Genomic DNA, 13,905 nt, shown 5'->3' with positions numbered 1-13,905 from the left:
TTTGTGTAAATCAAATTAACATTTTATAACACAAAAACATGGATAATCAATTTGTAAATAAATCAGCTATCGTAATAGGTGGTAGCAGTGGTATCGGCAAGGCGAGTGCAAAACGAATATTACAACAAGGTGCTGAATGGGTTGCTATCATTGGCTCTTCTGCCTCAAAATTAGATGACGCTAAAACGGAACTATCAGCTTATGGACAGGTAAAAGTATTTAAAGCCGACCTAACCAAGTGGCCGGAAGTAGAAAAAGCAATTGAATTTGTTAAAGAATTGGGAAAAACTGATTTGCTGGTAAATGCCGCTGGTGTATTTAATCCTAAAAACTTTATAGAACTTACTACAAGTGATTATGACAGCTATCTTGATTTAAATAAAGCGACTTATTTTGTTACGCAACAGGTAGTAAAAAATATGATCACTCAAAATTATGGTTCAATTGTAAACATAGGTTCTATGTGGGCTCAGCAGGCTGTATTGGCAACGCCATCAACAGCTTATTCTATGGCAAAGGCAGGTATTCATAGTTTAACACAACATTTAGCCATGGAACTGGCGGCCAACCAAATTCGGGTTAACGCGGTATCACCTGCTGTTGTGGTCACCCCTATTTATGGCTCTTTTATTGACAAGGACAAAATTGAAGAAACGTTACAAGGCTTTAACGCCTTCCACCCAATTGGCCGTGTAGGCAGACCGGAAGATATTGCCAAAACCGTTTGTTTTCTTCTTTCTGAAGAAGCATCCTGGGTTACCGGAGCGATCTGGGATATTGATGGTGGTGTAATGGCCGGCCGCAATTAATATTCAAATTTTCAGATGAATACGTTACCCCAGCCGCATTAAGATCGAACCTTTTTATAGATGATTTGATAATAATAAGCTGTATTTCAAAAATATAAATAGAAGCAACTTTGATGCAGTAAGTTAACTTTATAAAGTTGGATTTCTTCTGATTTATGAAAACCTGACTAAAATAGGTCATACAAGTAAGGGACATGTAAAATACATCTAATAATGTAAAACATTACTGTGAGCAAGGCTTAGAATCTAAACTAATCTCAAAAACAAAATCTGGACATTTCTAGTGAAATCAAATTAAAGTGAAGCACTTACTTGTAGTTATTTCGATTCTCAAGTACTAATCATCAAAAAAGCAAAATCAATTTGATTAATGAATGAGTTTAAAAAATAACGAAGAAAACAAATCATAGAATTAGATAAAACAATGGATCATCAATACCAAATCCGAACTGCTGTTAACTCAGGTTTTATTACGGCTACTGTATTTTCTAATTCCATAGATGTGATATTTATCACGCATGTTTTGCGTCATATGCCGTCGCTTCCAGACCGGGATTGTTTTCACCTTTGTCCTGTCCCAGAATAAACTGAGAAAGCAATACAAATATAATGTCTCAAACAATTTTAGTAACAGGAACAAGCTCAGGCTTTGGAAAATTAATAGTAAAAACACTGGCGGTTAAAGGTCATAGCGTTATCGCTACTATGCGTAACGCAACTACAAAAAATGCAGAAGTTGCAAAAGAACTGGCTGCAATTGATAATGTGGAGGTGGTCGAACTGGACATCGCGAATGAAGAATCAGTAAATGATGGATTCAAATCAGTTCTTAAAAAATACGGTCACATCGATATTCTTGTAAATAATGCAGGGGTTGTAGGCTTTGGCCTTTTCGAAGCAACTTCAATCGCTAAAATGCAAGCTATTTTCGATATCAACCTTTGGGGCACCGTACGCACAACGCAAGCCATTCTGCCGTCTATGCGCCAAAACAAATCAGGCTTAATAATTAACATCACTAGCGGACTGGGCGTTTTCGCAGCACCATTTGTTACACCATATGCAATGTCAAAATTCGCAGCAGAAGGTTTGGCAGAAGGCTTAAGAACAGAAGTTAGACCATATGGTATTGAGATTGTTACCATCCCGGCAGGACCTTTCCCAACAGGAATAGATAGTAAGGCAGCTGGATTCAGCGCGGACAAAACTGATATTATGGAATCATACGGCCCGGAAGCTGCTGCAGCATCTGATAGATTCGGTGGTGAAATGGTTGCCAGTATCGAACGTACAAAGGCTGATCCACAAGAAATTGCTGATGCTGTTCTTGAAATCATTAACCTTAAACCAGGAAACCGTCCTAACAGTGTTGTTGTAAACCGTATGGGACTTGGTGCTGAACAAAAATATTTAGATTTGAAACCTGTGTATAAACAAGAAATGTTTAACGGAATCGGTTGGAGTGAATTTGCAAAGTAACAGTCTTTTTCAAAATTAATTAGCCGATACCCGGCCAAAGGTAAGATGTAGTCAGTCTTACACTTACCTGGTAATTCAACAGCAGGATAAGGCCTAATAAGCCTTACCCTGCTGTCGAATTACTATACAATATTTCTTTGGGTTAAGTCTCCAGGAAAACGCTGGGTCTTGGTTCACTAAGCCCTTTAAAGGAGCTAAAATGCAATTAATAGACGGAAAATTTGTCTAAGAAAAATTAAAAAGTAATACCGCCATTAAAGCAGCATCTTTTTAAGCCAGAACAGAAAGAAGGCCACATCTAGCTGCTATATTGGGTAGCAACGGCGTTAGCGAAATCTATGTAGCCAGTAAAATAAAAACTGTGAAGCTGTTGGTTTCAAATCGACGCTTGTACGCTTTGAGATTGATATTAGTGAGGCTGAAGTATTAAAAAAATAAATGAGTTGAATAATGACCCGGAAATAGACGGCATTATTATACAACTCCCCTTCCGGCGCATATCGATCCTGAAAAAATCACCGATTAATGGCCGGATAAGTGTCAACACGACCATGGAAAGTGTTGCCCGCCTTCCGTCACAAGAATAGCATCTTTTTTATTTGTAGCTGATAAACGACTATTTTAAATAATTTTGTTTAAGACACAAAAAACAATGTTTGAAAAATTTGAACAATATCTGATTGAAAAAGCCGGACTGAACGAGCAAGAAATTGCCGCGGTGAGGGCAGTCAGCGTTGAAAAAAAAATTCGAAAAAAGCATTATCTGCTTCAGGAAGGGAATGTTTGCGTGAACAACTGCTTCGTTGTAAAAGGGTGCCTGCGTTTGTATTTTGTAGGTGAGGATGGAACTGAACATATACTTAGGTTTGCGGTAGAAAACTGGTGGATGAGCGATCAGGAAAGCCTAAATAATGGTATACCATCTAAGAATAACATAGATGCGCTCGAAGATTCAGAAGTGATCCTGATCAGTCAAGCAGATTATGTCAATCTTCAGATGACTATCCCGAAAGTATGTGAAATGGTTGAAAGAATTAAAGCACGGAGTCTCGAAGCCAGCCAGCGCCGAATACTTAGCAATATCAGTTTTTCAGCTGAAGAAAAATACAAGAACTTCATTAAAACATACCCGGACATTTTTTACCGGATTCCACTCCGTATGATCGCCTCCTATCTGGGTTTCTCAAGGGAAACACTTAGCCGAATCAGAAGCCAATTTGTTCAAAAATAATACGAAGATCTTCCCGTGGCTTTACCTATGTCAATGGTATTCTTTGTAAAGGCCTAAACTATCTATACCTTTCATGGATCTTTATAGAGATTAGATCTTCTTGGTTAAATCTTAATCCAGATCGTATCAGCAAACCATTTTCGGCTGTCTGTCAGGTGGCCAGATGGGATAAAACCACAAGCATATGCTAGTTCTTCAATTTGTCTGAGTGTGTACTTTTGAGAGATTTCTGTCCAGATAAATTCGTTTTCTGTAAAAGTTACTTGTTCCTTCCCAATCTTCACATTTGCCGCTTTAAGGCTAATCAAAAAGCTTTTACAACTACCCGTCTCTGGCTCATAACTACAATAGTGTTCAAATGAGCTGACCTCAAAATTTGCTTCCAATTCCCGGTTAATCCGGTGGAGCAGATTAAGATTAAAACGAGATGTAGCTCCGGCCGCATCATCATAAGCGTTTCTGATGGTCTTCGGATGTTTGATCAGATCGAAACCAGTAATAAGTATGTCACCTGAACCCATAAGGTCGTGAATTTCCTTAAGAAATATCATGGCTTCATCCTTTGTCATATTACCAATATTCGCTCCTAAACAGAGAATGACTTTTCTTCTGGAAGATTCTTTGATTGCTTTCTCTAGCATTTCTATGTATTCTCCGCGATAACCCTTGATCATCTTGCCGGGAATCTCGTGTGGTAGTGTGATCTCCAATTGATCTATGATATCCGGCGAAATATCGATTGGAAGGTAATTGAATGAGATCAGGTCTTTATTAAGTTGCCTTAACAAAAAGATAGTCTTGCTACAGTCACCCGGACCCAACTCTATTAAATCAAAAGACTGGTCTGCGCGGGTGATTTGCCGGGATAATTCTGCTGCCTGTTCTGTAAAAATTTCCATTTCACTGTCAGTAACGTAATATTCCGGACTGTCCATTATTTCCTGGAACAATTTATCACCTTCTGAATCATAGAAATATTTCGGATACAAGCGCTTTGGAATTTCCTGAAGCCCCTTTATCACATCCATTGCGAAAGTATTATTTGTAGTGTTCGTCATATTTGCAATTTGCTCATTATCTGCATTTTTCAAAGAGGAAAAAATGTATAAATGGTTGTGATAAAATTTAATGTAATTTTATAAAAAGGGTAAGCCAAATACAAGGTACTTACCCTTAGTACCAACTATTTAAAAATGGTACACCCCACCATCAGCAACGATTTCCTGACCGATAACGAAAGAAGAATCGTCAGAACCCAGAAATACCGCCACTTTACCCATTTCTGAAGGAAGTCCTATACGCTGCATGAGATTGGCGCTACCAACGTGTTGTTTCAGCTCCATAGCAAGATCTTCGGCAATGCCGAGCTTTTCAAAGACCGGCGTATCTATAGTTCCTGGGCTTAATACATTGATCCGAATTTTTCTATGGGCTAGGTCTTTCGAAAATGAACGGGCATAGTTCACTATTGCTGCTTTAGCACCTCCGTATGTCGTCAGTCCGTCTAAAGGTTTGTGCGCTGTAAGAGAGCCAACCATTACTACCGATGCCCCATCTTTTAAGTGTGGAAGGGCTTTCTGTACAGTAAAAAAAACACTTTTAAGATTTAGATTTATTATTTTATCAAAATCCTCCTCTGTCACATCCGCCATATTTCCGGCAGTACCTGCACCAATAGCGCCACCTGCATTTACGATTAAGACATCAATTTTACCGAATTTTTGTTCTGTCTCTGCAAACATGGCAGTCAATTCGTCCAACTGCGTCACATCGCATTTGATTCCAATAAATTTATTGTCAAGTGCGGCTAAGGAGCTTTTCAGGGTGTCTTCATTTCTGCCCACAATTGTGCCTATTGCACCTTCTGCTACAAATTCTTTTGCTATACCGAATCCTATTCCGCTATTTCCCCCTGTTATAACTGCTACTTTGTTTTTAAGTCTCATTTTTTATAAATTTAGTTTTTTGTTCGCGGCGGATAAATGATTATATCCCGCCTTTTCTTGAGCCCAAAAGTAGATCGATTGTATAAAAATGAAGAGGTCATTTGGCATAAAATACATGTGACATTTGTCAACAGGTCAAAAGAATTAATTTAGAGAAATTCAAGAAACGGTCTTTTTCTAAAGAGCATTTTCTGAGATCCTTCTAAGTATTATGCAGAAAAAAGGATTGTTTTTTCGGTAAAATATTGTTTCATATCAGCACATATACATCAATGGCATAATAGAATACATACGCTTGAAATCCAATGGTTCGATCTTAATACGGCTGGGTCTCCACCGCCGAAGATCGAACCAAATGGCGTTTACAAGGCAAATTAGCACATTACAAAATCGGTAAAAACCAAAAACCGCCTCTCAAAGTGCTTTAGAGAGAGTTTGTACACGGTGCCGGAGTCGAACCGCATATATTTTTAGCGTATCTTCAGAGAATATCAAATTTGGCCATATAAATTCGTAATCGTAAACACTTTATCAGTCATCCATAAACTGATAAAACCGCTGCATCTTCATAAGATGAATGTGTAGCGGTTTTATCCTTTTTGTTTAAAGAATAATTAATCCTATATTACATTATCAAAAAATATCAGCTATGAGATATCTAATCATACTAACAGCTATCATACTGACTACTATGGGGAACCACATACCTTCTAAAACAATGGCTACCTGCACCGGCAGCAAAACCTGCAGAGCCTGCAAGAACTGTAAATATTGCAAGCATTGTAAGAAAGATGGCGGAACCTGCGGTGTATGTAAATAGCATTATCATTAATCCATACTTCTAAGATATAGATATTATGAAAACTGATTTTTAAGTTTATTTTTCCTAATCAGGTCAACCAATTGCAAGCTATAATGCAAAAGAACATCTATAAGATTATCTATAAAATCCATTTCAAGTTTTCCATAATCTATTAACGCAGTTATTAAGGATTATAAAATTTCCATCGTCTTGAATCTCTGCCAAACTCTACTCTAATTGAAGGAATATCAACAAGTCCTATACATAACATTCTCTTTAACCAGCATTAGACACAGCTTGTTTGGTTATATTCTAGTTTAATATTAAGTTTGCCTTAAACAAGCCTTGGATCGGCTAATTTTCGGGGTTGGTTCGGCTATTACCCGAACCAACCCCCTATCAACACCCTACCAACCCCCTACCAACACCCTACCAAAACAAACCGAAGTCAAAACCGTCTCAATTTAAATTGACAAAATATAATAATTATAATTTTTTGTTACTATCATAAATTAAATTCATTCAGAAAAATAATGAATTTCAATTTTAATATTTTATAGTAAAATCTACAAAAAATAATAATATAATAATTAATTTTAATATGTATAATTAATTACTAGTAGATTATAATATTTATTTTTATAAATAAACTGATATAATTTGGCAGTTTACCACGGGAATAACTTTATTGATGTAAATAATTTTAATTAATAAATACAATTTTAGAAATTGAATCTCAAACCAAATATAAATTTGTATGAGTTCAATAAATAATGAGATGAGCCTTTTGGTCGGGTTAGCTATGTAACCTTATGGCTGCTTTAAATCCCATTAATGCTTTTTTACGCCGCCTATAGTAAACTATTACATTTTAGAACCACAACAAACGAAATTATGAAACAAGTACTTCCAAAATTCATCGCTTTGTAGTTGGCATGAATAGTTCCAATTACGGAGCTGCACATTTTAAGAAAAGCCTGGAACTTTATACCTTTCAGGGCGGTGGCTGTTATTTGTTGTTAGGCCAGGTAGAGGTTGATTATCACTTCCCTACCGTTACCATTACTAAGATGGCAAAGATGCCTTTTATTCCAGATCCACGGTTTTCAAACTCTGACGAGAGGCAATATAAAACGCACCAGAATATTCGTAAAGATGTAAGCATGACTAATCGGGCACCCTATCCGCAAGCGCAGGAAATCAATCTTCCAAGGTATAGAATTTGATTTGAACTAAATTTATAATTTATTTTGTTTTTTTTTAAGAGGATAATTCAAAAGGTATAATATTAGTTAAAACGAGTTTACTCCTTAGACTGGTGCGAATATTAGAAACATAATCACTTAACCTGAGTTATCAAACCATGGAAAACGAAACAAATCAACGCAGGGCTTTTATGAAAAAATCATTAGCCCTTAGTGCTGCCCTAACGTTAGGGGGTACCTTACTTGAAACCCTGAGCGCAGAGGCGGCTACAAATTATGTAGCCGGAAGCCCAATGGCAGCAAATGAAAAAGAATTTCGGATGGGCGTGATTGGCCCGGCTGAACTTTCCCTCGCTACCAGTCAAATAGCATCCACTAAAGCAACTAACAAGAATACTAAAGAATTTGCTGGATTTGAATTGGCAGAAGCTATTGCAGTAACAGGGGTATTAAAAGATTTAGGTACACCAGTTCCTGCAATGGATACCAAAGCGAAGGCTACCCTAGCGAAAATCAAATCAACACCTGCAGGTCCCGAATTTGACAAAGTTTATATTCAGGCTCAATTGGAAAACCATGAATTTTTACGCGATTTAGCTCAAAACTATATTAACAAAGGCAAAATGGCTGGCGCTGCCGAAAATCAGGGTCGTCATTTGGCTACTTTATCCTTAGCGGTTTTCAAAGAACATGTTGCAATTACATCTCGTATTCTAAAAGAACTTGGTGCGTAACATAGTTTGATCAAATAGCTAAAACGGTTTTGAAAACCCGAGCCTTCGATGTGTGTACACACATCGAAGGCTCTTCTATTCCCGTTATGCTCGATCTTAACTTTGCCCCTTTTTAAAATTTCTACATTGGTCATAATTACCTTTTATGTAACACGGTAAGTTTGTCTTGTTTGACCGCACTAAAATCTCAAACATTTATACAAAAACTAAGTATTATCTTTCATTTATTCTTGAGGGTTCTGGAGTGAGCCCCAGAGTTTTTCTTAGTCTGGCTACAGACCAGCACCACCATGCAGACTGCTCCCCGTTACCGGCATCTTTTGTTTTCCACACAGCCCTGGTCATTTTGGCAATGTCATTCTCATGGAGCCTGTTAGCCAGGGTAAAACCATCACCTTCCAGCCATCCGCCTTCCATATAAATCGGCTTAGCCGCATTGACAACTTTTATCAGCTGCAGAATTTCTTCTATCCTGCTGTAATTACTTTCCGATCTGGCAAAATCAATTTCCCATGCCATGCCTTTTCCAATAATTTCATTAGAAAAAGTGCTGTCAGGGTAGCCATCGGTAGGCATCCAAACTACATTGTTACTATGTTTTAAAAAGGTTTTTTCCATCACCTGGACAGTGTTTTTCATGACCTGATGATCTGCACCTTCCCATCCTGCAGCAACAGGTGATAGCATAACCCAGCCCATGCCATAATAGGGTACGCCGCCATTAGAATTGGGAAGAAACATTTCCAGATAAGTTGGTACGCCATACCGGGTGGTAACCAAATGTTTATTTATGCCCTCAGATAATATACCCAGTTTTTTATTCCAGTCGTTAGCCAAAGCTATTGAGTGGTGCCTCAGGGCTATCCTTGCCATATCTTTCATTGCTGCCCCTACAAAACTTTGTGTAAGGAGGTCCCAGGTATCCCACATCCTGCTTTCTTTAGAATGTTCAAAGGCTATGTTCCTTACTAAACCTGGTTCTATAGACCAGGTACCGTATTGAAAAAAGGTTCTGTCGCAGGTACGTGCCATGATCGCACTTACCTGTGGCCAGGTATCATCTTCAAATTTTGAAGGCCCTATCTTTAAAGCCAGCCGTGCCCAGGCAAGGATCACATGTGCTTGTCCGTCTATCTGATGCTGATCGTCTACAATGATATATTTGTTTTTTTCCTTTCCAATTACCCTGGGAATACGCTCCATCCCGTTGTCTTTGATAGCATTGAGCACACACTGGATGTTTAACTGTGCTTCTTTGTAACGACCTGTTTCCAAAAACAGGGAAACCAATGCGCCGGTAGTTCTGGGAAACATCCCCTGGTAAGAACCGGTAAGTGACTCGGGAAGAAACCCATCTTTTTGCATTCTATCCAGCAAACTATAATAAGTTTTTGAATAGAGACGCTCAAAATAGGGCGACTGCAGCATTTTTTTTACGTCTTCTTTTGCGGTATTGTCAGATACCCCGTCTTTTTTCGGGGATTCTTTTATTGCAGGGTAAGTTATAGAAGCAGAGACTTCATGGTAACTGATGCAAAACAAGGAGATCATTAAAGCAATTCTTGGGGTGAGCAGTTTCATTTTTCAGGTATAATTGATTTGTGTATAGCGTTATCAATTGACAAATTCAGCTCACTAATATAGTGACTTCAATTCCTATTCATCTTGTAGTATCTATTGTAATCATTTGGAGATAAAGGAAGGAGATATTCTAACTTTTTGAAGTTTAACAGGAAAGATGTATTTTAGTTAAAACTATAGTTAAATAAATTTGTTGCTGCATCAAAAGGCCTATTGCAACACATTTAAAATGCAGACTACCAGGCTAAACCGAATATATACCGCTATGAATGACAAACAAGTTATCTTAATATTGGCATCCTCTTTTTCGAAAGATCTCAGGAAAAAGTATGAGGCTATTGTCGAAGCAACCAGTGGTTATTGTGATGTTAAAATCCTTTTTCATAAAAAAGACCTCATATTACCGGCAAAGCTAAAAGAATTGGATGTGGAGGTTTTTACTGATGAAATTTTACATCAGGTTGGTTACGTTCCAATTGGCAATGCTATTGTACCCGGAAGTAATCATTTTCCTTTGTTACAATTTTACCTTAGAAATCCAGATTACGCTTACTACTGGTGTATAGAAGATGATGTGAATTTTAATGGAAACTGGAAAGACTTCTTTGGTTCATTTTCCAGTGCACAAAACTATGATTTTATTAGCAGTCATCTTAGAACTTACACGGAACACCCTGTATGGCATTGGTGGCAAACATTAGAAACTCCGGGTAAGACCATCTTAAAGGATCAAATGATGTTGTCTTTTAACCCTATATACCGTTTGTCAAATGATGCACTTTCTTATCTCGACCAGTGTATGAGAACGCAAGGCTGGAAAGGCCATCATGAGGTATTCATCCCTACCCTTCTTAAAGATGCCGGTTATCAGATAGCCGATTTCGGAACGGAAGGAAACCCCTCAATTCCCAGGTTCTCTTTTTGCACTTTAAGGAGCATGCGCTGGAAGCCGGTTTATTTTGTAACAGGTAGCAAAAAAAATCACTTATATCATCCTGTTAAGTCAAAAATATCCGTTCATGATGTTTTAAGGTATGCCAAAAGGGCATTTCAAAATAATTTAAATTACTTCAGCTAAGCTCGTCTTACTGCCCAGTTTCACTACATGCCGTAAATTCCGCTGTGAATGATCAGAGGCAGCTGTATTTTCCTCAATTATAAAAAACTCATATCACTCATTATCAGCCGATTTGAGTTTTCGATCCTGGTGAATTATTTACATTTACTGATCGATATGATAAACCTTACTATGGTTAAAAAATGATTGCCAGTAAGCCAAAAACGGAAAAACTATTGTACTTGATGAGTCTTTTCATTCCAATATTTTTAATAAAAATAAGCAATAATATTACTCTAATCGTTGAGAAGGATTGGTAATTTTCTTCATTTTCAATGAAAATAGATAAGATGGGATTTACGCCCTGATCATCAGCTCGTGTCTAATAAATTGCTTACGCAATTCAATTATGGCCATTCTGGCTCTAGTTTTAACTGTACCCAGAGGGATGTTTAACTCTTCTGCAACTTCTGTTTGTGTATAACCTTGAAAATACATCAAATCAATCACTTGCCATTCAATAGGCTTAAGGATAGATGTTAATTCTTTAATGCCAATTGTTTCTATATTCAGACAGTTAATATGAAATTCATCCACATAATCTTGTTCTAAATCAATTATATCTACCCTGTTTCCTTCACGTCTTACCGGGGCACTTCTGATATAATCTAATGCCTTATTCGTCGCAACTTTGGCCATCCAGGTAAAGAGCCCTGACTTATCGCTGTCATAAAGAAGAATATTGCGTGATATATTAATGAAAGTTTCCTGAAGCACATCTTCGGCTTCTTCTTCCTGCTTCACTATTCTAAATATAATTCCCAATAACGCAGGCGAATAATCCTTGTACAATCTGCGAAAAGAAAGTTCATCATTTGCCCTGAGGCCTTCTAATAATAGCATTTCATTTTGACTGGGATCTTTTAGCGCAAGTGTGCGGAGGGCATTATGGTTCACGTCGATGGTATAAGTATGATTAAACAAAACTCAGGCCAGCATCCATGATTTCTGGTGGCCTGTGTTACTACAACCATCAGGAATACCAAAATGTTCTTTTTGTAATTTATACGATACGACACATAAAGATGTTACATCAAAAATGAATTACAGAAGAAAGTATAATGGATAACTGAAAATCATTTCATACCATAAAAATCTGCGTCCTGTCTATTTAAATACTATCTTATAATAACCAATACATAAAGTGATCAGGAAATAACAAAGCGTCCATTTAAAAGCCCATCTGTGTTTTTATAAGCCGATCATGCAAGTTAACCTGCAGCTGTCTAAACAGCCAACGGCAAAACTATTACTAACAATTAGAGAATATTATCAGCTTCTTACACTAAATGTTGATTTTAATCTTTGTTACTGAGTGTGGAATTATTCATGCTGCCCTTTAATTTGAAGAATAATTTGATTCTTTTCGTCTAAGTGACTGCGCAAAAAAGTATTAGTTTGATTTTTATTTTGCGATTGGGCCTCGTCGATCCGCAATCGAGATTTATTGTTTTTCATTGTTAAAATGTATCCTTGGAACCCTCTTGTAATCCGAAGTTTATAGCTGTATTTGGCTTCCTTAACATTAATCTTTGAAGGTACAATTTCGCCTTTGTGATTCAAATAATGATGCATAAAGGATCCCTTCAATAGGATCAATCCGGATCTCTGCGATATATAAGGTTGTAAATCGAGCTACGATCACTTAATTTCCGGCGGATTTAAGAAGATATAACATTCCTCTTAATAATCAGGATTACTATCCATATATTTTTACACTCCAAAAGCTCAAAAACGGGAAGAGCCTCTCTTCCCATTCATTGGATAAAAAGTCACGTTGTCCCTCCTTTTCTTCTTCCGTCAATCTTTCGGATAATCTTAAACTAGAGAATAAGCTTTGGTAATAGCTATCGATTGTTGCCACTTTCTCTGGATCTTTATAAGTAACCAATAGGTTAAATTCGGGATTGGGAATGACAGAAGGACTTTGATTATTCATTATAATTTGATTTTACAGTTATTGATTCATTTTCGCATATTGATTAACGAACCATTTACATTCAGGTAGCTTTTAAACTTGTTGATAGTCAATAAGTTTTTTCAGGATATCCAGACATTCCTTATCTTTCACTACAGCAAACGCATCAATTATCATTGATCCATTATCATCTTCCAACCTGATATAATATTTAAACAGCGTAGCGATCATTTTATCCCTTAAAACTGGGTTACCTAACTTTTTAATTCTTTCATATACAATGGCATAATTAACAGTTTCAAAATCAATTAACACTTTCGTTTTTATGCTTTCGATCATAAACAGCGCATATTCCTTAGAATCTAATAAAACACTATCAGGGATATTGCGCACATCAACAAATTGGTATTGATCAGAAAAACTCTTCGCTAAAGCTTTGAAACCCGTTGTGTCTCTTTTTGACAGCTGATTATGCAGCTTAACCTGCAGATCGGTTAAGAGATGTCTTCCCATATTGCCTAGCACATCAGCATGTAATAAGTGATAAGAATAATCAGACATTTCTGGCTGGTACTTCTCTATGAGATCATAAAGCAGGTAAGTATACCTGAACGATTGGTTGTTCTTGTGATACTGATTGTCTTTTGTGAACTCTGGCGATACCTTTACCGTATCCGTTTCTACCGCATATAGAAATTCATTCTGGCATCTGTATTTTCCAGAAGCACGGCCAGAAAAGTCAAGATCATAAATATTTGGGACATCAGTTTTATGTACTGTTATTTTAATATTGTCTCCTGGTTCAAAGTGAAATTCCCTGGCTATGGTTACATCCATTAGATAACCAGTAAGCAATAAGGAAAAATATAAAGGTTTGGATTGATCTTTCAATTCGAAGATGTATGAGCTGCAAGTATTAGATTTAGGCTGTATCGTTGTTTTTCTCGCAGTGGACAAACCACGAGGATCTATCCCTTGCCCGTCGTATACGATTAGAAAAGGCCTGCTGGTCATTCCCTCTTCTAAAACAACTTCGAATACTACGTTCTTTTTAACAGGCGATGTAACGACAACCTGATTGCC

Annotated in this window: 12 protein-coding genes; 6 read left to right on the top strand and 6 right to left on the bottom strand. The window is 37.2% G+C overall.

Annotated features, from left to right (window positions below; genetic code table 11):
- Positions 1 to 38 precede the first annotated feature (38 nt).
- The 3 genes from GSQ84_RS19465 (at position 39) to GSQ84_RS19450 (ending at position 3,519) form a co-directional block, all read left to right on the top strand.
- Entirely contained in the window at positions 39 to 809 is a 771-nt protein-coding gene (locus tag GSQ84_RS19465) for an SDR family NAD(P)-dependent oxidoreductase (protein ID WP_158799006.1), read from the top strand.
- A gap of 609 nt (positions 810 to 1,418) precedes the next feature.
- The gene (locus GSQ84_RS19460; protein ID WP_158799004.1) at positions 1,419 to 2,288 is read left to right on the top strand and encodes an SDR family oxidoreductase; all 870 of its coding nucleotides are present in this window, start codon (positions 1,419 to 1,421) and stop codon (positions 2,286 to 2,288) included.
- Between the two features lie 652 nt (positions 2,289 to 2,940).
- On the top strand, positions 2,941 to 3,519 hold the full coding sequence (locus tag GSQ84_RS19450; RefSeq protein ID WP_158799002.1) for a Crp/Fnr family transcriptional regulator: 579 nt from the start codon (positions 2,941 to 2,943) through the stop codon (positions 3,517 to 3,519).
- Positions 3,520 to 3,623: 104 nt separating this feature from the next.
- Here GSQ84_RS19450 and GSQ84_RS19445 read toward each other — a convergent pair whose 3' ends face one another.
- Together GSQ84_RS19445 and GSQ84_RS19440 are read right to left on the bottom strand one after the other, a co-directional pair.
- Positions 3,624 to 4,577: an L-histidine N(alpha)-methyltransferase gene (locus GSQ84_RS19445; protein ID WP_158799000.1), complete on the bottom strand. Its 954-nt coding sequence runs from the start codon at positions 4,575 to 4,577 to the stop codon at positions 3,624 to 3,626.
- 129 nt (positions 4,578 to 4,706) lie between these two features.
- The gene (locus GSQ84_RS19440; protein WP_158798998.1) at positions 4,707 to 5,465 is read right to left on the bottom strand and encodes an SDR family NAD(P)-dependent oxidoreductase; all 759 of its coding nucleotides are present in this window, start codon (positions 5,463 to 5,465) and stop codon (positions 4,707 to 4,709) included.
- 1,737 nt (positions 5,466 to 7,202) lie between these two features.
- Between GSQ84_RS19440 and GSQ84_RS19435 the strand changes: the two genes are divergently transcribed.
- Positions 7,203 to 7,493, top strand: a complete 291-nt coding sequence (locus GSQ84_RS19435; protein ID WP_216848991.1) for a hypothetical protein — start codon at positions 7,203 to 7,205, stop codon at positions 7,491 to 7,493.
- Positions 7,494 to 7,630: 137 nt separating this feature from the next.
- Positions 7,631 to 8,206, top strand: coding sequence for a DUF4142 domain-containing protein (locus GSQ84_RS19430; protein WP_158798996.1), 576 nt, complete (start codon positions 7,631 to 7,633; stop codon positions 8,204 to 8,206).
- A 213-nt stretch (positions 8,207 to 8,419) separates the two neighbouring features.
- Here the strand turns inward: GSQ84_RS19430 and GSQ84_RS19425 are convergent, their stop codons facing one another.
- Positions 8,420 to 9,787 (bottom strand): hypothetical protein, encoded by a 1,368-nt coding sequence (locus GSQ84_RS19425; protein WP_158798995.1) that lies wholly within the window; start codon positions 9,785 to 9,787, stop codon positions 8,420 to 8,422.
- Between the two features lie 265 nt (positions 9,788 to 10,052).
- On the opposite strand from GSQ84_RS19425, the gene GSQ84_RS19420 reads away from it, so the two are divergent.
- Positions 10,053 to 10,865 carry a hypothetical protein gene (locus GSQ84_RS19420; RefSeq protein WP_158798993.1) on the top strand — a complete coding sequence of 271 codons (813 nt, stop codon included), beginning with the start codon at positions 10,053 to 10,055 and terminating at the stop codon, positions 10,863 to 10,865.
- Positions 10,866 to 11,201: 336 nt separating this feature from the next.
- Here GSQ84_RS19420 and GSQ84_RS19415 read toward each other — a convergent pair whose 3' ends face one another.
- The 3 genes from GSQ84_RS19415 to GSQ84_RS19405 all read right to left on the bottom strand — a co-directional run.
- On the bottom strand, positions 11,202 to 11,747 hold the full coding sequence (locus GSQ84_RS19415) for an RNA polymerase sigma factor (RefSeq protein WP_158798991.1): 546 nt from the start codon (positions 11,745 to 11,747) through the stop codon (positions 11,202 to 11,204).
- A gap of 856 nt (positions 11,748 to 12,603) precedes the next feature.
- The gene (locus GSQ84_RS19410) at positions 12,604 to 12,843 is read right to left on the bottom strand and encodes a hypothetical protein (protein ID WP_158798989.1); all 240 of its coding nucleotides are present in this window, start codon (positions 12,841 to 12,843) and stop codon (positions 12,604 to 12,606) included.
- A 72-nt stretch (positions 12,844 to 12,915) separates the two neighbouring features.
- On the bottom strand, positions 12,916 to 13,905 hold a 990-nt coding region (locus GSQ84_RS19405), incomplete at its 5' end, for a hypothetical protein (protein WP_216848990.1).

Origin of the sequence: Pedobacter sp. L105 (genome assembly GCF_009765875.1) — a bacterium.
In the GTDB taxonomy this organism is placed as follows: domain Bacteria; phylum Bacteroidota; class Bacteroidia; order Sphingobacteriales; family Sphingobacteriaceae; genus Pedobacter.
The sequence above is the reverse complement of the archived record's forward strand: the minus strand, read 5'-3'. Positions and strand labels throughout refer to the sequence as shown.